The organism is Bacillus cereus group sp. BfR-BA-01311 (assembly GCF_022664295.1).
GTDB classification, from domain to species: domain Bacteria; phylum Bacillota; class Bacilli; order Bacillales; family Bacillaceae_G; genus Bacillus_A; species Bacillus_A cereus.
This window is the reverse complement of record NZ_JAKUHC010000002.1, coordinates 371,499-393,246: the sequence shown is the minus strand read 5'-3', so window position 1 is coordinate 393,246 and position 21,748 is coordinate 371,499. Positions and strand designations below refer to the sequence as shown.

The following is a 21,748-nucleotide window of genomic DNA, read 5'->3' as shown; positions in this document are numbered from 1 at the left end:
ATGAAAAAGAAACTTACTATTTTATTTAGCATGATGTGTATTTTAGTATTAGCAGCATGTGGTCAAACGAAAGCTAATGAAGAGGCAACGAAAAAAACGGAAAAAAGTAATGATCCAAAAATTGCTTCAATGTCTATTCATTTAACAAATGATTTACTTGCATTAGGAATTACACCAGTAGGTTCTGTTATTGGTGGAGATTTAAAAGATTTCTTACCGCACGCTAAAGAGAAGTTGAAAGATACGAAGAAGCTTGGTGTTGTAACAGATCCGAATATGGAAGCGTTACTTCAATTAAAGCCAACTGACATTTATGTTGATGAAAAATATGCTGGTAAAGATGTAGCGAAATACGAAAAAATTGCAAAAACACATTCTTTCAATTTAGATGAAGGTACGTGGAGAGAGCATTTAAAACAAGTTGGTAAACTTGTAAACCGTGAGAAAGAAGCAGATAAATATATTCAAGATTACGAAGAGCAATCAAAACGAGTAAAAGGTTTAATAGATAAAGAGCTAGGTAATAACGAAAAAGTAATGGCAATTCGCGTTACTGCAAAAGAATTGCGTGTATTTAGTACGAAAAGACCGATGGGACCAATTTTATTCCAAGACCTAGGGTTACAACCTGCAAATGGTGTAGAGAAAATCGATGTAAACCGTCCTTTCGAAGTCATTTCACAAGAAGTATTACCTGACTTTGATGCAGATGCTATTTTCGTTGTTGTAAACAGAGACGATAAAGCAAAAGCTGCATTTAAACAACTTCAAGAAACACCAATCTGGAAAGACTTAAAAGCAGTTAAAGGCAAGCACGTATACATTATCAATGACCAACCATGGCTTGACTATTCTGCTTTAGGAAACAAAATGGCAATGGATGAAGCGGAGAAAATGTTTACGAAATAATATCGATTCGTCGTTAGGAAGATCCTCTAAATTTAGAGGGTCTTTTTTTATTGTTAGAATAAATGAAAAATTATACAATGAATTTAATTTAACGTAGAGGAGATGTGCCAATGTCAGCGCTTATTGTAAGTATCCCGTTTATAAAGCAGTTTATGGAACAAGGGGATAAATAGGCTAAAATAAGTATCCCCGTTATTAAAAAAGGGGGAGTTTGAAATGACAATGAATCTTTTTCGAAATAAAACGATTAAATTATCAGCTATGAGAGAAACAGATGCTGAAGTAATGGCTATGTGGCAAGAAGATAGTGAATATTTAAGAAATGTTGATACAGATGTAGCATTCCCGCAATCTTTAAATGAAATAGCAAGTGATGGGTTATTAAAAGGACGAAGATCGAATAGTGTTTCTTTCATGGTAAGGGCAGTTCAAGAAGATCGCTTAATTGGTTTTGTGGCGATTCATGGTATAGAGTGGAATAACAGAACAGGTTTATTAGCCATTGGTATAGGAGATGCGAATGATAGAGGAAAAGGATATGGGAAAGAAGCAATACATCTTATTTTAAAGTATGCTTTCTATGAATTGAATTTACACCGCATCGGTCTCGATGTTATTTCGTATAATAAACCTGCCATTGCATTGTATAAAAAGATGGGTTTTGAAATGGAAGGCTGTATGAGAGAAGCGGTTCAAAGAGATGGGAAGTGTTTTGACCGTATGATTATGGGGATATTGCGGGATGAATGGATAGAGCGGCAAGGTTAGAAAGTACATTCGAAATTATATATGTAGTATGCAGGAGATATAATGGTAATTGGCGAAAATTCACAGTGTGTAGATTGAATTTATAAGGAGTCATGCAAAATGAATTTAGAAAAGGAAAAACCAGTAAATGAAGAGGTCGCCGAATTAAAAGAACTTATTAAAGAGTTACACGGAAGTGTGCACCAACTGCAAAGTGAAGTGCAGCAACTAAGGCACGAAAGACCAGTTGTTGAAGTGAGAAAAGGTGTTCAATTATCACCAACAATTGTCGGACAAATTGGTGGTATGATTTTAGGCGGTTTAGCAATTATCGGTATATTTTGGTGATGAAAAAAGGTTTGCAGCACGGATGCTGCAAACCTTTTGTATTTGACGATATAATTTCATGCAATACAACTTTTACATTAAATAACGTAAATATATATAAGCATGTGATAACAAGAGTGCAACAATAGTTAATGGTAAACCGATTTTTAAGAAGTCCATATAAGAGAAAGCATGTCCTTCACGTTTTGCAATACCAGCAACGACTACGTTTGCAGATGCTCCGATTAGCGTTCCGTTTCCTCCTAAGCAAGCTCCAAGAGATAACGCCCACCATAGTACTTCGATTTGCGGAGAATCGACAGATAGTCCGAGTCCTGTAGCTAAGTCTTGAATAAGAGGGATCATCGTTGCGACAAATGGGATGTTGTCGATTGTTGCAGATGCGATGCCAGATACCCATAAAATAAGTATAGCTGCAAATCCGATGTCACCGTTTGTTACGTCGATTACTTCTTTTGCAAGTGAAGAGATAAGTCCGATATCAATTAACCCGCCAACGAGAACGAATAGTCCGGCGAAGAAGAAAATGGTTACCCATTCAACGTGGGCAAATACATCTTCAATATCATGTTCTTTCACGCCGATTAACATAAGAAGTGTAGCGCCTGTCATCGCTATAACGGCAGCGTCTACATGAATAATCGAATGAAGTACGAAGCCTAAAATAGTTAGTCCTAAAATCGAAATAGATTTTAAAAGGAGGCTTTGATCCTTAATATAATCTTTTTCATTTAATGCCATTAGTTTTTCGATTTGTTCAGGTGTTGTTTTTAGTTTGTTACGGTACATGAAGTAAATAATGCCAAGTGTCACAATAGAAATAATAATTACGATTGGAGCTAAGTTAAGTAAAAAGGCGTTAAAGTCTAAATGCTTGTTTGCTGATCCAATCATAATATTAGGTGGATCACCGATTAATGTTGCTGTTCCGCCTATATTTGAAAACAGCACTTCTGAAATCAAATAAGGCACAGGATTTACTTTTAAAATACGTGTAATGGATAATGTAACAGGAACGATTAATAAAACAGTCGTTACATTGTCCAAAAATGCTGATCCGACAGCAGTTAATAGGGATAGTAATAATAAAATGCGAATCGGTTTTCCGCCAGCTCCTTTTGCCGCTTTAATGGCCACAAATTCAAAGACGCCTGATTGACTCGTAATATGTACGAGAATCATCATCCCAATTAAAAGGGTAATCGTTTCCCATTGAATATGTGATGTGAAAGCAGTATGTAAATCTACAACTCCAAAAATAATCATAATAGCAGCACCGAATAGTGCGATTACAGCACGATTCAATTTCTCAGAAATAATAAATCCGTACGTGATTAAAAATACGGCAATTGCAAAATAATATTGCCAATTTGCTACTTCATGTGCTGACTGTTCCAATCATGTCACCTTCTTTAAATTATGTATTCAATTGTCGAAATGTATCTCGCTGCAATAATACGGGATAAAATATATTGTAGCAAATTCAAAAAAGAAAGAAAACTATTTAACAAAGTGAAGGAAAAAATGTATTTTTTACATATCATATAAAAAATATAAAAAACACAGTGCAAATTATTAGGAAAAGTGAGCGTTGTCCTCTAATATAGAGATAGCAATTTACATTATTTTTGCGTAAAATGGTTTAAAGAGGTGAATTCCGATGGAAATAGTAAAAGATAGTTCTCTTATTCAAAATGAAATTGAACGTTTTGTAAATAAAGATGTATATATTCATTTAGAAACGACAAACGGAGCGTATGCATCACACATAAATGAAAAGATGATGACAGTTGGTGCTTTCATTCGAAATGCGATTATCCGTTTTGAACGCGGGAAGATAACTGGAACAAATCCATACCGAGTTGGTCTGAAAATGGATCACGGTTGGGTATATGCTGAAGGTATTACGCACTGGGAAGTAGACGATCAAGAGCGTTTATTATTAGCTGGACATGATAATTTAGGTCGTCTAGCAGTTGCACTTGAGTTAAGCTTAACACCATTTAAGTAAGAAGGAGGGAAACTTATGGAGAGACATGTACTTGTTGTATTTCCGCATCCAGATGATGAAGCATATGCTGCGGGAGGGACAATTCGCTTATTAACAGATCAAGGAGTACCTGTAACATATGCATGTGGTACTCTAGGACAAATGGGACGTAACATGGGTAAGAACGTATTCGCTAACCGTGAAACGATTCCACATATCCGTAAGAAAGAATTGAAAGATGCTTGTGAAGCGATGGGTATTAAAGATTTAAGAATGCTTGGCTTCCATGATAAAACGTTAGAATTTGAAGATGTTGATTTCGTTGCTGACAAAATTGAAGCAATCATTCAAGAAGTAAATCCATCTCGAATTATTACATTTTATCCAGAGCACGGTGTACATCCAGATCATAATGCATTTGGCCGCGCTGTCGTTCGCGCTGTATCACGTATGCCAAAAGAAGAGCGCCCAGTTATTCATGCTGTTGCGATTACGAAAAATCGTGAAGCAGTATTAGGAGAACCGGATGTTGTAAATAACATTAGTGAAGTATTTGATCATAAATTAACTGCATTAGGTGCGCACCGTTCACAAACAGAAGCAATGCTTGAAGACACGCATGCAAAAATAAAAAACAAAGATGCAGCAACATTAAAATGGCTGCAACTTGAACAGTTTTGGACTTATAAATGGGAGTAGGCTAGAAGGATATCTTCTAGTTGCTCTTACATAGAAAAAGCGCCGTCACTTGTGATGGCGCTTTTTCTTGTTGAAGACTATATATTTTTTAGGGTGCTTCAAAATTTTTAAATTAACGTGCAGTATAGCCTCCATCAACAAGAAGTGTTGTGCCGTTAACAAAACTAGCATCATCACTTGCTAAAAATAAGACAGCTTTAGCGACTTCTTCTGGTGTTCCAAGTCTGCCTTGTGGATGAAGTGAAGCTAAATATTCTTTCTGTTGAGGATTAACACTACCTAGTAAAGGGGTGTCAATATAACCAGGGCACACCGCGTTAATACGTATTCCATATTTAGCGTAGGCAGTACATAAATTTTGAGTTAATAGTTTCACACCACCTTTTGCAGAGGAGTATGCTGTTGGTGTAGGTAATGAAACAAAACTATGAATCGAACCAGCGTTAACGATGACACCACCTGTACCTTGTTTAAGAAATTGTTCAATCGAATATTTATCAGAAAGGAATACCCCAGACAAATTAATATCAATAGTTCTTTTCCACTTTTCATAGGATAATTCGTTTGCCGGTGCATCATCAGCAACGCCGGCATTGGCATACATAATATCTAATTTACCGTATGTACTTACTGTCTCATGAATTAGCTGTTTAATATCTGCCTCTTTTGTTACATCGGTTTTAATAAATAATGTATTATATCCATGTGCATTCAATTCATCTGATAGTTCTTTTCCACGTTCAGAAAAGTCAGCAATAACTACTTTTGCACCTTCTTCGATAAAAAGACGAACAGTAGATTCGCCAATTCCACTTGCACCACCAGTTATGATTGCTACTTTGTCTTTTAATTTCATATAAACCTCTCCATTCATTAATGAATTTAAGTCGAATTTTTAAATCTTGTTACTAAACTATTAACCTTAAATAGTAAGTAGATAGAAGAAAAAAGCTCGCGTTTACTTAATCGTGAGAGTGCTATTTTTTCTTTAGTGTACTTTTTGATACAGTTATGGATGAAAATATTAATTTGGTCAATTTTATCATTAGATTGAATATTTGGTAAAGAGCTCTCGAACAGAGCGAGTAAGGATGTTGAAAAAGTAAAATAAACATTCAGTATTATTTGTAGGGTAAGGAACAAAGGGGAGAGATGCATAACGAAAACTACTACTCTAGTTAAATAGGAAAAAGCCTTGCAGGGGGGCAAGGCTTTAAACAGGGTATTAAAAATGATTGATTTATTAAGAATAACTTCTTCTTGTGAATAAACTAATTTTAGCATAATAACTCATATATATGTGTTACGAATTTGTGAATAAAAACTCAATGATAAAAGTATGAGTGAAAGGAAATAATGTATTTGAAATATGCATTATTACACAAAGTTAAGTTGAAATAGGGGATTTGTATATGTAATTTCTTTTTGCATTTAATTCTTTAGAACTGATTTTTAATAATGTATATGAGAAGCGTATATTTTGAATTATTTAATAGAATAATATATATTTATATTGATTTAATGATTTTAGTTTGTTAAAAATGGGGAAATCGATATGAAGGTTAAATTTGCCGTAATAAAAGATGAGAATTTTGATTGTAGTTTATTGGAAACAAAATTATTGAAAACTTTTAAAGAAGTAGATTGTGAAGCAGATATTGTAAAGGTTGAGGATGAAATTTTTGAAAACAATGATATACAAACGTATTTATCAGAAATAACCATTCATGTTACCGGAAAAAATATTGGATATAGATCCGTTTCAGCCAGTATATTTATTGTTCTAGAGAGTTTATCAATACAGCTATTTCGTATTCATATTAGTATACTTTAAACAGTTCAAAAAGTGGCTTCTTCAAAAAATCATACTGATTATATGGAGTTGTAAATATGAAAACAATAGAAATTATCGTAGGTGCTCCCGAATGTTGGATTGCACCTTGTTTGTTGTTAAATAAACAAGGGATTCCTTTTTTAATTTATCTTAACGCTGATTTATATAGAAGATAGGAAACATATGAATAATTCAATTAGATTGTACAAATAATTTGGTACGCGGATGTACGCAATGTATTCACAGGTAAGAGGGTTGTCTCATAATATATATAGATTTTTCTATTAAGATGAACAGAGGGTGTGAATATATGGAAGATGTTTACGCTAAAATTGACAGTCTCAAGGCGGAGCAAAAAGAAATTATGAGAGACATTCGTGCTTTAGAAACGCGTACTACTATTAATGAGAAAGATATAGCAACAATCAATAAGCAATTAGAAAAAATAAGTACAAACACAACTTGGATTTTGCGAATTATTATTAGCGCGATAATAATGTCAGTTTTAGGATTGATATTAAAAGGGATGATTTAAAAGAAAGAGGGGAGCTCCCTCTTTCTTTTATGTAAATGAGAAACTATAAATTTTCCGTTTCTCCTTCATCTGCATACTTATCCTCTAAGGAAATTAATAGAGGGATTGATATAGTTACAAGAATGATTAAAGTAGTTATAAAAGATTTAGAAAGAGAAAAAGAACCTTCAATTAAAGGTGATAAAAACTTGAATGAAAGTATGCTTGTTATTAAGGAAATTACTAAAAAGCTCAAAAGAGATATATTTTTATTCTTTATAGATGTCTCTATAAAGTCTTTAACACAGGTTATTACGACAAATATAGTTAATATGATAAGAGAAACAAAATAATGTGTTAAATTCGTCATACTAATAGTAGGATCGTCTATTATGTAAGCAAGTAACTTAGATACTAATATTCCTCCAAACAATAAAATAATAAAAGCAAGTAATCCTTCCGATATATAAGTGCTGAAATTGCCTTTCTTGTTAAAGAGTTTATAGTTTAGAGTAGATTGGGTTATTTGAATTAGGAATAGGGTAATAATCCATACATAATATACAAATGGTAATTCTCCTGAGAATAGAGAAATTAGAAAGTTTACTACTGTCCTTAAAATTTCAATCATTACGAAAGGCCTCCAGTTTGTAAGCTTGTGACATTAAAATATGCTAGTCTATCGTTTAATAATTAAACTTGCGAATTCAAACTATTTCTAATTATTCCATAAAAAGGTGACTGCATCAAGTTATCTTTTTAACAATCCTCCAAGGCCGAGCACTAGTAAAAGAAACGCAGTATGTAATATAATTGAAAAAGTATATTTAAAAATCGATGTTAATATTACCCTCCTATAAGTATTAACATACGTAATTGAGGTGTTTTCTTTGTTGTTTTATGAACGGATTTCTATAATGGCCCCTCCTGTTCCGTAGCTAAGGAAAGTCTTTTTATTTCTGAGATTTTCAAAGTTATAGGAGGGTATGAAAAATGAAAAAAGTCTCAGTACCATCACTTTTGTTAATGATTGTTCTTGTCGCATTTCCGCAAATTAGTGAAACGATTTACACACCGTCGTTACCTGATATTTCAAAGGCGTTACATGTAAGTAATAATGAGGTGCAGTTAACACTTAGTGTGTATTTTGCTGGTTTTGCGTTAGGTGTATTTTTTATTGGGTGGTTATCAGATATAATTGGTCGTCGCCGGGCGATGTTACTTGGAATTGTCGTATATGGCGCTGGGAGTTTCTTATGCTATATTGCAAATTCCATTGAAGTTTTATTGGTAAGTCGTTTTATTCAAGCGTTTGGAGCAAGTGCAGGGTCAGTTGTGACGCAAACGATTCTTCGTGAAAGTGTAGAAGGGCATAAGAGGCATGTTATGTTTGCTCAAATCTCGGCAGTCATTGCTTTTACACCAGCGATAGGACCGTTAATTGGTGGCTTTCTTGATCAAATGTTTGGATTTAAAATAGTATTTTTAAGTTTAGTAGTTATGAGTATCGGTATTTTTCTGTATACGTTTGTTTCTCTCCCTGAAACAAAAACGGTCTCAGTAACGAATAAAATAAATGTATTTTCAGTCTCGAAGAGGTTAATTACAAATCCGAAAGTGGTAACATATGGGCTGTTAATTGGAGGAGCAAATGGTGTTTTATTTAGCTATTATGCAGAAGCGCCGTTTATCTTTATTGAATATTTTCAATTATCGCCTAGTATGTATGGATTTCTAGGAATTGTTGTTGCATCTGCTTCTATTGTTGGAGCGAAAATTTCAAAACGTTTACTTGCTACTTATAAACCAGAGAAAATTATATATATCGGTTGTTTCGTAATGACAGGGGGAGCTATCCTTTTATCTGTTATTACGTTTATTGGATTAAATCCGAATGTAATATATATGGTTGTATTTTTAATAGCAATGTTTATATTGTTATTAGGGATTGGAGTAGCGTTACCTAACTGTTTAAGTTTAGCGTTAGTAGATTTTCAAGATGTCATTGGTACAGCAGGTGCATTGTTTAGTTTAGGGTACTATGTAATTGTAACGATGACAATTTTGGGAATGAGTCAGCTGCATACAGGCTCGTTACTAGTGATGCCACTTTATTTTTTGGTTATTGTAGTTATAATGGTAGTGTTTACTAGGGTATTTATCTTTGGTAAGCAAACTTCGAAATCGATTTAAATATGAAATTGTAAAAGAGTCTCATTTTTTAATGAGACTCTTTTATATTTTGGCTGGGGTAAAGAAGTTAGTAGTTTATTAATATATTAAATTTCTCATTGGTATATAAATCGAATGTGTGGGGAATTACGTTATTAACTATAAAGGTTGAAGTATTGAGATATGAAACCGAGGAAGAAATACTCTCCTCGGTTATTTATATTGTAATAATATACATGCCGGAATCATATTGAATAGATGTATTTTATTGTTAATTTAGTTAAAAATTAATCAGACTTATGTATAATAATTTATTGAAAAAATAATTGAATTTTTCAGATTAATGAATTAATATAAGGTAAGTAATTTTAAGATTTATAGAATATTGGAAGATGAAAGGTTTTGAGAATTTTATTAGGAGCGCAAAACGATTTTAGGATAGCTTTAAAGCTAGTGTAAAATGACGTTTGCTTCATCATTTTCAGGGCCGAAAGGAATTAGGGGAAAGCATCTTGTGTTAAAATGCGGCTATGAATCATCTAAGAGGGGGAAGTGAAGTGGCAAACAAAGAATTGAAAAGAGGTTTAGAAGCACGTCATATTCAAATGATTGCTTTAGGCGGAACGATTGGTGTTGGTTTGTTTATGGGGTCAGCCAGTACAATTAAATGGACAGGTCCGTCAGTAATGCTTGCTTATGCAATTGCAGGTATTTTCATCTTCTTCATCATGCGTGCCATGGGAGAAATGTTGTATATGGAGCCAAGTACAGGCTCATTTGCGACGTTCGGTCATAAGTATATTCACCCGTTAGCTGGTTATATGACAGCGTGGAGTAACTGGTTCCAGTGGGTAATCGTTGGGATGTCAGAAATTATTGCGGTTGGAGCATATATGCAATATTGGTTCCCGGACTTACCAGCTTGGATACCAGGTGTAATTGCAATGGTTATTCTTGGCGCAGCTAACTTAATTTCTGTTAAGTCATTTGGTGAATTTGAATTTTGGTTTGCGATGATAAAAATCGTTACGATTCTATTAATGATTATTGCGGGATTTGGACTTATTTTCTTTGGAATTGGTAACGGCGGAGAAGCGATTGGTATATCAAATCTTTGGTCAAATGGCGGTTTCTTTACAGGTGGTTTTTCAGGATTCTTCTTTGCTTTATCACTTGTAGTGGGAGCATATCAAGGTGTGGAATTAATCGGTATTACTGCTGGTGAAGCGAAGGATCCGAAGAAGACACTTACAAGAGCGATTCAAAGTACAATTTGGCGTATTTTAATTTTCTATATTGGTGCTATTTTCGTTATTGTAACTGTGTATCCGTGGGATCAATTAAGTACAATTGGTAGTCCGTTCGTAGCAACTTTTGCGAAGGTTGGTATTACGGCAGCAGCTGGACTTATTAACTTTGTTGTTATTACAGCAGCAATGTCTGGTTGTAATAGTGGTATTTATAGTGCTGGTCGTATGCTTTATACGTTAGGTGTAAATGGACAAGCACCGAAATATTTTACGAAACTTTCTGGAAATGGTGTACCTTTATTTGGTACAGTTGGCGTAATTATCGGTCTGGCGGTTGGTGTTGTTTTAAGTTACATCGCACCGAAAAACTTATTCGTATATGTATATAGTGCGAGTGTACTTCCTGGTATGGTACCATGGTTTGTCATTTTAATTAGTCAAATTAATTTTAGAAAAGAAAAGGGAGCAGAGATGAAAGATCATCCATTCAAAATGCCATTTGCTCCTGTAACAAACTATTTAACGATTGCCTTTTTAATTATGGTATTAATCGGAATGTGGTTTAACGATGATACTCGTATTTCATTAGTTGTAGGTATTATTTTCTTAGCTATCGTTACAATTAGTTTCTATGCTTTCGGAATAGGAAAGCGAGCTCCGTTAGACGTTCAAAATAATAAAGAGATTTCAAGTAAATAAAGAAAAGGCTGTTCATCTGGAACAGCCTTTTCTTATTGTTGCTATTTGTCGATAAGTCGATATAGCTTGACGAATCGTTGATATAATTTGATTTATGATAGATATATTTGAAAAATCGTTGATATATTGTACGTTATGATAGATATATTCGAAAAATCGTTGATATATTGTACGTTATGATAGATATATTCGAAAAATCGTTAATATAGTTTCACATACTATCTGTCACTATCATGATTAAAATCTCTCTAATACGATTTTCCCAATGGTGTGCCCGCTTTCAAGTAGTGCATGTGCTTTCTTTTAGTTTTCAGCGTTAATCGGTGTTAATGTTTCATTTTTATGTAAGCTGTACTGATAGTCTAGAAGGAGTTTATTTCTAAAAAGAAGAATTTTTTATTGTATTACTTTATCCCAAACTAAATGTAAAGGTGGATACATAATGACAGTAAAGAAGCTTTATTTCATCCCAGCAGGTCGTTGTATGTTAGATCATTCTTCTGTTAATGGTACACTCGCGCCAGGGAATTTATTGAACTTACCTGTATGGTGTTATCTTTTGGAGACAGAAGAGGGGCCTATTTTAGTAGATACAGGTATGCCAGAAAGTGCAGTTAATAATGAAGGGCTTTTTAACGGTACATTTGTTGAAGGACAGATTTTACCGAAAATGACTGAAGAAGATAGAATCGTGAATATATTAAAGCGTGTAGGGTATGAGCCGGACGACCTTTTATATATTATTAGTTCTCACTTACATTTTGATCATGCAGGAGGAAACGGTGCTTTTACAAATACACCGATTATTGTGCAGCGAACGGAATATGAGGCAGCACTTCATAGAGAAGAATATATGAAAGAATGTATATTACCGCATTTGAACTACAAAATTATTGAAGGGGATTATGAAGTGGTACCAGGTGTTCAATTATTGTATACGCCAGGTCATTCTCCAGGCCATCAGTCGTTATTCATTGAGACGGAGCAATCCGGTTCAGTTTTATTAACAATTGATGCATCGTACACGAAAGAGAATTTTGAAGATGAAGTGCCGTTCGCAGGATTTGATCCAGAATTAGCTTTATCTTCAATTAAACGTTTAAAAGGAGTTGTGGCGAAAGAGAAACCAATTGTTTTCTTTGGTCATGATATAGAGCAGGAAAAGGGTTGTAGAGTGTTCCCTGAGTATATATAGTGCAAAAAGTCATGAGTTCGCGTGCTCATGACTTTTTCGTTTAAATAATTTTTTTAAATAAATTATAAACTTTTTTTGAACTCTCTTCGTTTAACTGATAGTACGTAAGGTTTACATCATCAGGAGTATCTTGCTGAGCAATCATCACTTCGCTGCTGTGATGATCAACTACCCATATGAAATATTTTTTATAAGTTCCATCCTCGAAAGTAATCCACATATCACAATCTATTAAGTCTGATCCTTCTTCATCTAATGTTAATTTACCTTTTTTTGCGGTATTTATACTGTTAATAAACGTTTTTAATTCATCTGTTTTTGTGAGAAAGATATCCTGTTTTGTTTTAATTGATTCGACATGTATATCTTTTATTTCCTGTTTACCTAAAAAAACAGGGGGCTCATTTGGATCTCGCGAGCTTGAAATAATAGTAGCTTTCTTTTTCGGCTTATTTGCAGTATAGAGATCTTGAATAGATTTTCCCGAGTTTATAAACCATGCAATTCCAGAAATAATTAATACGCTACCTAGCAATAAAATAATTTTTTTAATAGGATTTTCTCCTCTCTATTACTTCGTGTGAAGAGCTTTTCTATTAATATATGATAGGTAAGCGTAAAGTATTATAGTTGAACTTGGTTATGCTTCACAGTTTTTATCGGGCGATCTATGAGTAAATTGTAAGTGAGCCCAATTAATACGAAAATGCCACCGATAACTTTACCAATTGAGAGTTCATTTGTCAGGAAGAAATCAATAATAGTCCCCGCAAATAATTGTCCGATAAAGATGAGTAATGTTAAATAAAAGGCTGATATTTTAGGAGTAATATAGTTGGATAATGAAATAACGATAACTCCTACTAATCCGCCTAAGTATACGGCGATAGGAATAGATTGCAACTTATGAATAGGGATATACAATGAATCTGAACTGAAAATTAAAAATAACATAGAGAAAAATAATCCAGTAATATAATTGAAAAACGTGCCTTCCCAGTTTCCAATTTCCTTTGCTAAATTCGCGTTAATAATTCTAGCAACAACGATAGAAACACCAGCTAAAATAGCGATCGTAATATATAACATTTTCTTGCCCCCATTAATAAATTGTCATGATTATAATTCCAGAAGAGATGAAACATAATCCAATTAGTTTTTTCTTTTCAAACTTTGCAACTTTCATTCCTAATAAGCCGAAATGATCAATAACGATGGAAGCAATAGATTGACCGAGTAAACTTAATGCGATCGTAATAGAAGCACCAAGGACGGAAAAACTTATATTGTTAAAAAGAACAGTGAATACTCCAATCGCTCCAGCGCTATATAAAAAAAGTGGAATACTTTTATCGAAACGAATTTTATTTTTGTTTATGATTAAAATGAAGATAACTGCAATTAAACCGACAAGGTGAATGACCACGCTTGCTGTGTACTTGCCAATTAACTCAGATAAAATTCCATTCAATGGAAGCATAACGGCGATGAGCACACCAATAAAGACAGAAAGAAAGTTATACAATGTAATATCCCCTTTGTATTTCATATTTGTAATGACTGTATCATGCTGAAATTGTGTATTGTTATGACATATGTCATAGTGGAAGAAGAAAATTTTGATTACAATGGGGATGAGTTGTAAAGGTGGGGAACTATGAAGAAAGTATGTAATTCTATTAAATTAGCAGAGTATATGAAGAAAAATAATATTGATTCATTTTTTAGTCATGATATGAAGCCATATATGGAACTTATATTTTTTAAAAAGAATGAGTTTATTTGTAGAGAAAATGAAGAGATAGATTATTTATATTTCTTTGTTGAAGGAAAAGCGAAAGCGTTTAACACATTAAGTAACGGGAAATCCGTATTACTGTGTTTTTATGATAGTTTGCAGTTACTTGGAGATGTAGAGTTAATTCATTCCCAAAGGATTACTTCAAATGTACAAGTAATGGCAGATTCATATTGTGTTGGTTTACCATTAGGAAAAGTGAGAAATCAGCTATTTCATGATGCGAAATTTTTAAGATGTATTTGTGGATCGTTAGCACATAAGTTAAATCGACTTTCAAAAAATAGTACAATTAATTTATTGTATCCGCTTGAAAATAGACTTGCGAGTTACATGTTAGCAGCAGGAGAACGGGCAGTACAGCACGGAAATAGAATTGTATTTAGTGGGAATTTAACGGAAACAGCGGAATTGTTAGGAACGAGCTATCGGCATTTGTTGCGCACATTAAATGTTTTTTGTGATAAAGAGATAATAAAGAAGAATGATGGTTGTTTTGAAGTAGTAAACGTGGAAGTTTTGGGAGAATTGGCAGCAGATGTTTATAAATAGGAGGAGAGTATAAATGATAACACCTATATTTAGAATTTTTGATATTGAAAAAGCAAAACTATTTTACTTAGGTTTTTTAGGATTTAAACTGGATTGGGAACATCGGTATGAGGAAAATATGCCATTATATTTGCAAATTTCGTTACAGGATGCTGTGATACATTTATCAGAACATCATGGTGATGCCTCACCAGGTGGTGCGATTCGGATCAAAATAGATGATGTAAAGGATTATCATTCTGTAGTATTAAGTAAAGAATATGCTTATTCGAAGCCGAATATAGAAAAAACACCTTGGGGTACAATTGAATTAACTGTAATTGATCCGTTTTCAAATAGAATTACACTATACGAGGAAAAATTGTAGAAATGGAATGAAGAGTAGTTCATAGAGCAGTGAACTGCTCTTTTTTATTTTGAGTAGATATTGAATCATATAAAAAGAAAATGTTATGATTATGGAAACGTATGAATATATGAACAAGTATTCATACGTTTAAGAAGAGGAGGGATTAGAATGAAAGATCTAATTATTATTGGGGCGGGTCAAGCTGGATTAACAATGGGATATTACTTGAAGCAAGAAGGGTATAATTTTTTATTACTTGAGGCAGGAAAACGAGTTGGTGATTCATGGAGAAATCAATATGATTCTTTGCAGCTTTTTACCCCAAGGTCTTACAGTAGCTTGCCGGGTATGGCGTTAATAGGTGAAAAAAATGAATTTCCATATAAAGATGAAATTGCAACTTATTTAGAAGAATATGCAAGACATTTTCAATTACCGGTACAATTACAAACGGAAGTTCTAAAAATAAAGAAAGAAAAAGAAATATTTGAATTACATACTCCTACAGAAATTTTACAAACGAAAAAAGTTATTATCGCATCAGGTGCTTTTCAGCAACCGTTTATTCCCTCAGTTTCAGCAAATCTATCATCACATATTTTTCAAATACATTCATCACAATATAAATCACCATCACAAATTCCTAAGGGAAAAGTACTAGTAGTAGGTGGTGGGAATTCAGGAATGCAAATTGCAGTAGAACTGGCAAAGACTCATGAAGTTACGGTGTCTATTAGTCATCCTTTAACGTTTTTACCGTTACAAATTTTTAGAAAAAGTATTTTTAATCTGCTAGAAAAAGTGGGTTTATTGTACGCTGAAATAAATACAAAGAGGGGAAGATGGTTTCAGAAGAGAAAGGACCCTATTTTCGGTTTTGAAGGTAAGAAACTTATTCGTAATGGAGCAATCAAACGGCAAGAAAAAGTAGTAAGTGCATCAGGAAATAACATTATGTTTCAGAATGGTGATACTTATAGTGCAGAAAGCGTTATATGGTCAACTGGTTTTGTACAAAATTATAATTGGATTGAAATTGAACAGGCAGTGAATGAGAAAGGATTTCCTAATCATATAAAGGGAATCAGTCCAGTAAAAGGATTGTATTATATCGGTTTACCTTGGCAATCTCAAAGGGGTTCCGCACTTATTTGTGGTGTAGGAAAGGATGCAGAGTATGTACTTTCTGAAATCAAAAAAATAGATCAGTAGCAATAACTACTGATCATCCATATGTACATGAATTAGGAGAGGTCAAACATTTATTAACTTTATTATAATAGATTTTCATAGAATTAAAAACTGAAAATTCAAATTTAATATTGAGAAAGTTTTTTGTATCGAAATATATGAAAAAATAGGGATTTTTATTAAAACAGAAAAAGATATTTCTATTTTAGTAAATTATGATATAGTCTAAATAAGCGTGTTTTTCCATAAATGTAATTATTTTCATTGTAATTTTGTTTATATGAGGGAAGGAGAAGTAATTATGAAGTTTGATGATCAACGCTTACTAGGAGTCCGATTAGGTTCTGTACTTGTGACAGAGGAAAATCAATATTTAGTAATTAAGAAAAAAGATCATTATGCACTGTTAAATATACATAATTTAGAATGCACTCATGTTGAAGTGCAGTTAGAACATTTGGAAGAAATGTTGCGGGAAGATTTCCAAGAAAGTATAACGGAGATTATCGCACCAGAACATATAAAAATTGTTGCGAAAAATGTTATATAGATAAAGAAGCTGGAAGGAACAGCTTCTTTATTTTCATTATAAGGATAACGTTTTTACAACCTCACCAATGAAGTGTTTTCTTTTTTAGTTAGTTTGAAGTGAACTTTTGAAAAAAATTGTCTCGGTACATGTACATAACCCATGAGATTGTTATTAAAGAAATGATGATTTGTTTGTTTTTAATTGGTGCATTGAAAACAAGCCAACCAACTATATCAAATAACAAATGTAGCACGTTTGAAAGAACTACAAATTGAAGTAACGTATTAAAAATCTTTTCATAAAGTGTCCCCCTAAAATAATAGGTTTTATTAACAGTTTGATATAGTGATATTATACATTAAATGTTTATTGTGGTAAAATTTACATAAGTTAGTGGGATTAAAGCAAATGAAAGTTAGTAAGGGGGGAACATTCATGGAATTCTGGATGGTTATACTGATAGTAGCCTTTGGTTTCATTTATATCGCTGAAAAATTAACTACAATTGAAAAGAAAAATGATGCGCATTTAAAGAGAATTGAAGATAGATTACAATTAATTACGAAAGAAATGGGAATTGTAGAAAGAGAACCTGAAATTAATAAAGAACTACGCCAGCTTGTAGAAGAAGGCAAAAAAGTTACAGTAGTTAAGAGAGTAAGAGAAGCTTTTGGTTTTTCCTTACTAGAAGCGAAGCAATATGTTAATAAATTATAAAAAAGATCATCCATTTGGGTGATCTTTTTTCACTGCACCATGCGTGTATTTACATAAGCGGCGATAATAAAGTGTCCAATTATAATGATAGGAATAACGATTGTGACATTAGGCGTAGTGAAGACACTACCGATTGTCGCAATGACACCAGCAATTAAATTATAAAGACCTACTATTTTTGATAGTTTCACTTTATCAGGCACGCGGCGTTCGTTGAATCCTGATAAGAGCCAAGTGTACTGCTTTACTCCGATGAAATAAGCTAGTGCAAATGAAATGATTGCTACTATAAATAATGTTTGTGAAGCGAAGAGAGTCATTGCAAACACCTCCGTTAATGGGCTATAAATAAATTATAGTCCGAATGTTATAATTTAACAAAATATAATTTTGGTTTTAAGTGTAATAGAAAAATGGAAAAGAAAAGTATATTGATTTGAATGTATTTTATGGGAATGAGGAAGAGTTTGAGAATTATGGAATGAAAGATTAAGTTGTAAAGCGTACAAAATTTTGTACGCTTTTTTGTTAATTACATAAAAATATGCAAATGAAGATGGAACAAACATTTGAGATAAATTGTCTAATATAGGTAATAATTATTTGGTTTGAAAGAAAGGGTTGATGACATGAAAAAGAATACGTTGTTAAAAGTAGGATTATGTGTAGGTTTACTAGGAACAATTCAATTTGTTAGCACAATTTCTTCTGTACAAGCATCACAAAAGGTAGAGAAAACAGTAATAAAAAATGAGACGGGAACCATTTCAATATCTCAGTTAAACAAGAATGTATGGGTTCATACGGAGTTAGGTTCTTTTAATGGAGAAGCAGTTCCTTCGAACGGTCTAGTTCTTAATACTTCTAAAGGGTTAGTACTTGTTGATTCTTCTTGGGATGACAAATTAACGAAGGAACTAATAGAAATGGTAGAAAAGAAATTTCAGAAGCGCGTAACGGATGTCATTATTACACATGCGCACGCTGATCGAATTGGCGGAATAAAAACGTTGAAAGAAAGAGGCATTAAAGCGCATAGTACAGCATTAACCGCAGAACTAGCAAAGAAAAGTGGATATGAAGAGCCGCTTGGAGATTTACAAACAATTACGAGTTTGAAGTTTGGCAATACAAAAGTAGAAACGTTCTATCCAGGGAAAGGACATACAGAAGATAATATTGTTGTTTGGGTGCCACAATATAAAATTTTAGCTGGAGGCTGTTTAGTGAAATCTGCCGAAGCTAAAAATTTAGGAAATGTTGCGGATGCGTACGTAAATGAATGGTCCACATCGATTGAGAATATGCTGAAGCGATATAGAAATATAAATTTGGTAGTACCTGGTCATGGAGAAGTAGGAGACAGGGGATTACTTTTACATACATTGGATTTATTAAAATAAGAAATTGTAGAAATACAAAAGAGAGGAGAAATAATTTTCTCCTCTCTTTCTTCTAACTATATTTAAATGCTGAATCTGTCGATTACGTCAGCATATATTACTGAGATTTTAATTCCAAGTATACAAATACTAGTACTGTCATAATTGCTATAACAACGTAAGTAGCATCAAGCATTATAAGTGTTTTTAAAGTTTCAGTCATCGTAATCCACCCCTGTTATAAAAATATAACATGATCTTTTTATTGATTAGAGTAAGAGATCATAAAGATAAAATGTATATGAAATTTCTTAAGTAGCTTCTATATAAATATATCATATAAATAATGTAAGTAATGTTAAGATAATGTAAATGTATTGTAAATAAAAAGGTTTACAATAAAGACTTTAATAAAAAATGATAGTTTCTTAAAATGACAAATACGCTCTACTTTCTATTGAATGATAGAAAGTAGAGCGTATTTGTATGTCTATTTTCATATGTGATGAATTGCAACTATTTGTACATGGGATTCAAAAATTTTTTTCGTTGTATATATTTCTCCCAATTAATTAGCTATTTAAAAGTATCGAAAGATGTGTGCACACTAATGCATATTTTTTAGTGTCAATAAAAATATTATGTCGACAATATGAACTGTCACAAATCTTTATATATTATTGTGATTGATATCACATCACTTTTTTTCAATGGGTATTATGCTTAAGGTGTAATGAATGATTGGGAGAGGGTGGGATGATATGTTTTGTTATCAATGTGAACAAACGCCAATAGGCGGATGTAAAGTAATGGGTGTTTGTGGTAAGAATGAAACGATTGCGAGTTTACAAGATACGATTGTGTTTGGGCTAAAAGGAATTGCAGCTTATCGCACACATGCTGCTCAGCTAGGGTATACGGATGCATTTGTAGATGCAACAACACAAGAAGCTTTATATATGACATTAACAAATTCTAACTTTAACGAACAAGAGCATATTGATATGGCTATGAAAGTGGGGAAATCTGCTTTACGGGTGATGGAATTATTAGATGAGGCACATACGAATCATTTTGGTGTGCCAGAGCCTGTACAAATTACACAAAATCGTGTAGAAGGTAAAGCAATTGTAGTTACGGGTCATAATTTATTTGCACTAGAAGAACTATTAAAGCAAACAGAAGGAAAAGACATTAATATTTATACACATTCTGAAATGCTACCAGCACACGGATATCCGCAGCTGAAAAAATATAAACATTTAAAAGGAAACATCGGCAAGGCATGGTATGATCAAAGACGCCTTTTTGAAAAATTTACTGGTGCCATATTAGCTACAACGAACTGTGTTATGCCAATTAAAGGATCGTACTCTGATCGATTCTTTTCATATGACATTGCAGGTTTAGAAGGTGTACAAAAAATTGAAAATGACGATTTTACACCATTGATTCAAAAAGCACTAGAACTTCCAGAAGTACATATGGAGTCGGAAGAACAGTTAGTGACAGGGTTTCATCATCATACAGTATTATCATTAGCTCCAGAAATTATTGATGCAGTAAAAGAAGGAAAGATTAAGCGTTTCTTTGTTATCGCAGGTTGTGATGCTCCAGGAAAAGGCGGAGAATATTATCGTGAATTAGCAACGTCACTTCCGCCAGAAACGGTTATTTTAACGACTTCTTGCGGCAAATTCCGCTTTAATGATGTGGATTACGGTGTTGTACCTGGTACGGAAATTCCGCGTTACATTGATTTAGGACAGTGTAATAATTCCATTTCTACAGTGAAAATAGCAGCTGCATTAGCTGATGCTTTCCAATGTGAAGTGAATGAATTGCCAGTAAGTATTGTGCTATCATGGTTTGAACAAAAAGCGGTTGCTATTTTGCTTGGCTTATTTAGTCTTGGAATTCAAGATATTCGCATCGGTCCAAAGGCGCCTGAATTTATTTCACCTGGTGTGCTTGATGTATTACAAGAAACATTTGGTTTAAAACTAATTACAAATGCAGCAGAAGACATGGCTATGATGTTATCGTAACGGAAAAGATGTTTTCATTTAATTGTGGCTTTATAAATCATTTGTATGTGTGTGAGTAAACGTACATACAAATGATTATTAATAAAGAAAATCTGCTATATCTATAAATTTTATAATTTTATAAAGCTTTTAAAGTGTAACACCACATGCCCATCACCTTAAGATTTTAAGTATCTCCAAAACGAAATTTCTACATGAATATCTATAATTTCACCTCTTTTTCATTTGATTTGAAAATAAGCTTTCTATTTTTAAAAACCAACGATACCACCTCAAATTATATGAATAAAATCCATTCATTTATTAGGGAAATGGATTAAAAATAATAAGGTAGACTAAAAAGTAAAATATTATTTATGATAATCATTCTTTTATAAAATTCAAATTGGAAATAGCCCTACTCATTTTCAAAATGGAGGGGCTTTTTTTACTGTAAAATCAATATTTTCAGCTTATTTTTTTTGAAAAAATTCTCATTCTTATTTTGATAGTGATATGGGTACATATACATGCCTATCAATCTTTTATTATGAAGTGGTCCTTGAATATATTGTTTTTTATTGACAGACATAAAAATGATTTATTTGTCGTATTGATAATTTGTAGACGTTATAATAAAATGTTTATGTATATGTAAACTTAATTTATTTTTGTTTGGTTATATTGGAAGGTTAGGCAATGCTAATAACAATGAAATAATGGATATATCACCTGCAAAAAGAATGAAACCAATACGGAGAAGATGATTTTGTTAAAAATTCGAAAAATAAGCGTTATTAGCTCTTGAAGAAAAATGACTAGAAAAATTACAAGCATATGGAA

General features: G+C 32.9%; 25 protein-coding genes and 1 pseudogene. 18 read left to right on the top strand and 8 right to left on the bottom strand.

Going from position 1 to position 21,748, the window contains the following annotated elements; all coding sequences use genetic code 11:
* The 3 genes from MR136_RS07170 to MR136_RS07160 all read left to right on the top strand — a co-directional run bounded on the left by MR136_RS07170 (nt 1) and on the right by MR136_RS07160 (nt 2,004).
* The gene (locus tag MR136_RS07170) at nt 1–909 is read left to right on the top strand and encodes an iron-hydroxamate ABC transporter substrate-binding protein (protein ID WP_078421638.1); all 909 of its coding nucleotides are present in this window, start codon (nt 1–3) and stop codon (nt 907–909) included.
* A gap of 216 nt (nt 910–1,125) precedes the next feature.
* Nucleotides 1,126–1,677, top strand: a complete 552-nt coding sequence (locus MR136_RS07165) for a GNAT family N-acetyltransferase (RefSeq protein WP_017673083.1) — start codon at nt 1,126–1,128, stop codon at nt 1,675–1,677.
* 99 nt (nt 1,678–1,776) lie between these two features.
* Nucleotides 1,777–2,004, top strand: a complete 228-nt coding sequence (locus tag MR136_RS07160) for a coiled-coil domain-containing protein (protein WP_017673084.1) — start codon at nt 1,777–1,779, stop codon at nt 2,002–2,004.
* A 72-nt stretch (nt 2,005–2,076) separates the two neighbouring features.
* Here MR136_RS07160 and MR136_RS07155 read toward each other — a convergent pair whose 3' ends face one another.
* Nucleotides 2,077–3,402, bottom strand: a complete 1,326-nt coding sequence (locus MR136_RS07155; RefSeq protein ID WP_017673085.1) for an ArsB/NhaD family transporter — start codon at nt 3,400–3,402, stop codon at nt 2,077–2,079.
* 262 nt (nt 3,403–3,664) lie between these two features.
* Here MR136_RS07155 and MR136_RS07150 point away from each other — a divergent pair, with 262 nt between their 5' ends.
* Both MR136_RS07150 and bshB2 read left to right on the top strand, forming a co-directional pair.
* Nucleotides 3,665–4,015 carry a YojF family protein gene (locus MR136_RS07150; RefSeq protein ID WP_000407045.1) on the top strand — a complete coding sequence of 117 codons (351 nt, stop codon included), beginning with the start codon at nt 3,665–3,667 and terminating at the stop codon, nt 4,013–4,015.
* A 15-nt stretch (nt 4,016–4,030) separates the two neighbouring features.
* Nucleotides 4,031–4,693 (top strand): bacillithiol biosynthesis deacetylase BshB2, encoded by a 663-nt coding sequence (gene bshB2, locus MR136_RS07145; RefSeq protein WP_000439483.1) that lies wholly within the window; start codon nt 4,031–4,033, stop codon nt 4,691–4,693.
* Between the two features lie 112 nt (nt 4,694–4,805).
* Here the strand turns inward: bshB2 and MR136_RS07140 are convergent, their stop codons facing one another.
* Complete coding sequence (locus tag MR136_RS07140) at nt 4,806–5,549, bottom strand: SDR family NAD(P)-dependent oxidoreductase (RefSeq protein WP_000768018.1); 744 nt, start codon at nt 5,547–5,549, stop codon at nt 4,806–4,808.
* A gap of 699 nt (nt 5,550–6,248) precedes the next feature.
* Between MR136_RS07140 and MR136_RS07135 the strand changes: the two genes are divergently transcribed.
* Together MR136_RS07135 and MR136_RS07130 are read left to right on the top strand one after the other, a co-directional pair.
* Complete coding sequence (locus MR136_RS07135; RefSeq protein WP_000865005.1) at nt 6,249–6,527, top strand: hypothetical protein; 279 nt, start codon at nt 6,249–6,251, stop codon at nt 6,525–6,527.
* 310 nt (nt 6,528–6,837) lie between these two features.
* Nucleotides 6,838–7,062: a hemolysin XhlA family protein gene (locus MR136_RS07130; protein WP_000390461.1), complete on the top strand. Its 225-nt coding sequence runs from the start codon at nt 6,838–6,840 to the stop codon at nt 7,060–7,062.
* Between the two features lie 43 nt (nt 7,063–7,105).
* On the opposite strand, the gene MR136_RS07125 is transcribed toward MR136_RS07130, so the two are convergent.
* Nucleotides 7,106–7,672: a DUF5823 family protein gene (locus MR136_RS07125; protein ID WP_000570045.1), complete on the bottom strand. Its 567-nt coding sequence runs from the start codon at nt 7,670–7,672 to the stop codon at nt 7,106–7,108.
* Between the two features lie 362 nt (nt 7,673–8,034).
* Between MR136_RS07125 and MR136_RS07120 the strand changes: the two genes are divergently transcribed.
* The 3 genes from MR136_RS07120 (at nt 8,035) to aiiA (ending at nt 12,357) form a co-directional block, all read left to right on the top strand.
* Entirely contained in the window at nt 8,035–9,234 is a 1,200-nt protein-coding gene (locus MR136_RS07120) for a multidrug effflux MFS transporter (RefSeq protein WP_061457530.1), read from the top strand.
* 536 nt (nt 9,235–9,770) lie between these two features.
* Nucleotides 9,771–11,162 (top strand): amino acid permease, encoded by a 1,392-nt coding sequence (locus tag MR136_RS07115; protein WP_001284417.1) that lies wholly within the window; start codon nt 9,771–9,773, stop codon nt 11,160–11,162.
* A 442-nt stretch (nt 11,163–11,604) separates the two neighbouring features.
* Nucleotides 11,605–12,357 carry a quorum-quenching N-acyl homoserine lactonase AiiA gene (gene aiiA, locus MR136_RS07110; protein WP_000216574.1) on the top strand — a complete coding sequence of 251 codons (753 nt, stop codon included), beginning with the start codon at nt 11,605–11,607 and terminating at the stop codon, nt 12,355–12,357.
* Between the two features lie 40 nt (nt 12,358–12,397).
* Here the strand turns inward: aiiA and MR136_RS07105 are convergent, their stop codons facing one another.
* The 3 genes from MR136_RS07105 to MR136_RS07095 form a co-directional block, all read right to left on the bottom strand.
* Nucleotides 12,398–12,892 (bottom strand): hypothetical protein, encoded by a 495-nt coding sequence (locus tag MR136_RS07105; protein WP_061457528.1) that lies wholly within the window; start codon nt 12,890–12,892, stop codon nt 12,398–12,400.
* A gap of 89 nt (nt 12,893–12,981) precedes the next feature.
* Nucleotides 12,982–13,446 carry a DMT family transporter gene (locus MR136_RS07100; RefSeq protein ID WP_000965811.1) on the bottom strand — a complete coding sequence of 155 codons (465 nt, stop codon included), beginning with the start codon at nt 13,444–13,446 and terminating at the stop codon, nt 12,982–12,984.
* 13 nt (nt 13,447–13,459) lie between these two features.
* Nucleotides 13,460–13,906, bottom strand: a complete 447-nt coding sequence (locus MR136_RS07095) for a DMT family transporter (RefSeq protein WP_002039063.1) — start codon at nt 13,904–13,906, stop codon at nt 13,460–13,462.
* Nucleotides 13,907–14,014: 108 nt separating this feature from the next.
* Between MR136_RS07095 and MR136_RS07090 the strand changes: the two genes are divergently transcribed.
* The 4 genes from MR136_RS07090 (at nt 14,015) to MR136_RS07075 (ending at nt 16,797) form a co-directional block, all read left to right on the top strand.
* Nucleotides 14,015–14,707, top strand: a complete 693-nt coding sequence (locus MR136_RS07090; RefSeq protein ID WP_000754832.1) for a cyclic nucleotide-binding domain-containing protein — start codon at nt 14,015–14,017, stop codon at nt 14,705–14,707.
* A gap of 13 nt (nt 14,708–14,720) precedes the next feature.
* On the top strand, nt 14,721–15,074 hold the full coding sequence (locus MR136_RS07085) for a glyoxalase superfamily protein (protein ID WP_000632406.1): 354 nt from the start codon (nt 14,721–14,723) through the stop codon (nt 15,072–15,074).
* Between the two features lie 150 nt (nt 15,075–15,224).
* The gene (locus tag MR136_RS07080) at nt 15,225–16,268 is read left to right on the top strand and encodes a flavin-containing monooxygenase (RefSeq protein ID WP_061457527.1); all 1,044 of its coding nucleotides are present in this window, start codon (nt 15,225–15,227) and stop codon (nt 16,266–16,268) included.
* Nucleotides 16,269–16,548: 280 nt separating this feature from the next.
* Nucleotides 16,549–16,797 carry a hypothetical protein gene (locus MR136_RS07075; protein WP_000666948.1) on the top strand — a complete coding sequence of 83 codons (249 nt, stop codon included), beginning with the start codon at nt 16,549–16,551 and terminating at the stop codon, nt 16,795–16,797.
* 88 nt (nt 16,798–16,885) lie between these two features.
* Here the strand turns inward: MR136_RS07075 and MR136_RS07070 are convergent, their stop codons facing one another.
* Nucleotides 16,886–17,131, bottom strand: coding sequence for a hypothetical protein (locus MR136_RS07070; protein WP_078421640.1), 246 nt, complete (start codon nt 17,129–17,131; stop codon nt 16,886–16,888).
* An 83-nt stretch (nt 17,132–17,214) separates the two neighbouring features.
* On the opposite strand from MR136_RS07070, the gene MR136_RS07065 reads away from it, so the two are divergent.
* A complete protein-coding gene (locus tag MR136_RS07065; protein WP_017673089.1) occupies nt 17,215–17,496 on the top strand; it encodes a hypothetical protein in 282 nt (93 codons plus the stop codon).
* Nucleotides 17,497–17,525: 29 nt separating this feature from the next.
* Here MR136_RS07065 and MR136_RS07060 read toward each other — a convergent pair whose 3' ends face one another.
* Complete coding sequence (locus MR136_RS07060) at nt 17,526–17,816, bottom strand: DUF3784 domain-containing protein (protein ID WP_017673090.1); 291 nt, start codon at nt 17,814–17,816, stop codon at nt 17,526–17,528.
* A gap of 92 nt (nt 17,817–17,908) precedes the next feature.
* On the opposite strand from MR136_RS07060, the pseudogene MR136_RS07055 reads away from it, so the two are divergent.
* The 3 genes and pseudogenes from MR136_RS07055 to hcp form a co-directional block, all read left to right on the top strand.
* Nucleotides 17,909–17,989: pseudogene (locus MR136_RS07055) on the top strand (GH25 family lysozyme); the annotation flags it as partial.
* Between the two features lie 136 nt (nt 17,990–18,125).
* Nucleotides 18,126–18,899, top strand: coding sequence for a BcII family subclass B1 metallo-beta-lactamase (gene bla2, locus MR136_RS07050; RefSeq protein WP_017673091.1), 774 nt, complete (start codon nt 18,126–18,128; stop codon nt 18,897–18,899).
* Between the two features lie 740 nt (nt 18,900–19,639).
* Entirely contained in the window at nt 19,640–20,926 is a 1,287-nt protein-coding gene (hcp, locus tag MR136_RS07045) for a hydroxylamine reductase (RefSeq protein WP_031312131.1), read from the top strand.
* Nucleotides 20,927–21,748 lie beyond the last annotated feature (822 nt).

Excerpts from the sequence above, each read along its gene's own strand:
- MR136_RS07100 (WP_000965811.1), bottom strand. The coding sequence starts at position 13,446 with ATGTTATATATTACGATCGCTATTTTAGCTGGTGTTTCTATCGTTGTT.
- MR136_RS07160 (WP_017673084.1), top strand. The coding sequence starts at position 1,777 with ATGAATTTAGAAAAGGAAAAACCAGTAAATGAAGAGGTCGCCGAATTA.
- MR136_RS07075 (WP_000666948.1), top strand. The coding sequence starts at position 16,549 with ATGAAGTTTGATGATCAACGCTTACTAGGAGTCCGATTAGGTTCTGTA.
- MR136_RS07095 (WP_002039063.1), bottom strand. The coding sequence starts at position 13,906 with ATGAAATACAAAGGGGATATTACATTGTATAACTTTCTTTCTGTCTTT.
- MR136_RS07125 (WP_000570045.1), bottom strand. The coding sequence starts at position 7,672 with ATGATTGAAATTTTAAGGACAGTAGTAAACTTTCTAATTTCTCTATTC.
- MR136_RS07120 (WP_061457530.1), top strand. The coding sequence starts at position 8,035 with ATGAAAAAAGTCTCAGTACCATCACTTTTGTTAATGATTGTTCTTGTC.
- MR136_RS07135 (WP_000865005.1), top strand. The coding sequence starts at position 6,249 with ATGAAGGTTAAATTTGCCGTAATAAAAGATGAGAATTTTGATTGTAGT.
- MR136_RS07140 (WP_000768018.1), bottom strand. The coding sequence starts at position 5,549 with ATGAAATTAAAAGACAAAGTAGCAATCATAACTGGTGGTGCAAGTGGA.
- hcp (WP_031312131.1), top strand. The coding sequence starts at position 19,640 with ATGTTTTGTTATCAATGTGAACAAACGCCAATAGGCGGATGTAAAGTA.
- MR136_RS07150 (WP_000407045.1), top strand. The coding sequence starts at position 3,665 with ATGGAAATAGTAAAAGATAGTTCTCTTATTCAAAATGAAATTGAACGT.
- bla2 (WP_017673091.1), top strand. The coding sequence starts at position 18,126 with ATGAAAAAGAATACGTTGTTAAAAGTAGGATTATGTGTAGGTTTACTA.
- aiiA (WP_000216574.1), top strand. The coding sequence starts at position 11,605 with ATGACAGTAAAGAAGCTTTATTTCATCCCAGCAGGTCGTTGTATGTTA.
- MR136_RS07080 (WP_061457527.1), top strand. The coding sequence starts at position 15,225 with ATGAAAGATCTAATTATTATTGGGGCGGGTCAAGCTGGATTAACAATG.
- MR136_RS07170 (WP_078421638.1), top strand. The coding sequence starts at position 1 with ATGAAAAAGAAACTTACTATTTTATTTAGCATGATGTGTATTTTAGTA.
- MR136_RS07165 (WP_017673083.1), top strand. The coding sequence starts at position 1,126 with ATGACAATGAATCTTTTTCGAAATAAAACGATTAAATTATCAGCTATG.
- MR136_RS07085 (WP_000632406.1), top strand. The coding sequence starts at position 14,721 with ATGATAACACCTATATTTAGAATTTTTGATATTGAAAAAGCAAAACTA.
- MR136_RS07060 (WP_017673090.1), bottom strand. The coding sequence starts at position 17,816 with ATGACTCTCTTCGCTTCACAAACATTATTTATAGTAGCAATCATTTCA.
- MR136_RS07065 (WP_017673089.1), top strand. The coding sequence starts at position 17,215 with ATGGAATTCTGGATGGTTATACTGATAGTAGCCTTTGGTTTCATTTAT.
- MR136_RS07130 (WP_000390461.1), top strand. The coding sequence starts at position 6,838 with ATGGAAGATGTTTACGCTAAAATTGACAGTCTCAAGGCGGAGCAAAAA.
- MR136_RS07090 (WP_000754832.1), top strand. The coding sequence starts at position 14,015 with ATGAAGAAAGTATGTAATTCTATTAAATTAGCAGAGTATATGAAGAAA.
- bshB2 (WP_000439483.1), top strand. The coding sequence starts at position 4,031 with ATGGAGAGACATGTACTTGTTGTATTTCCGCATCCAGATGATGAAGCA.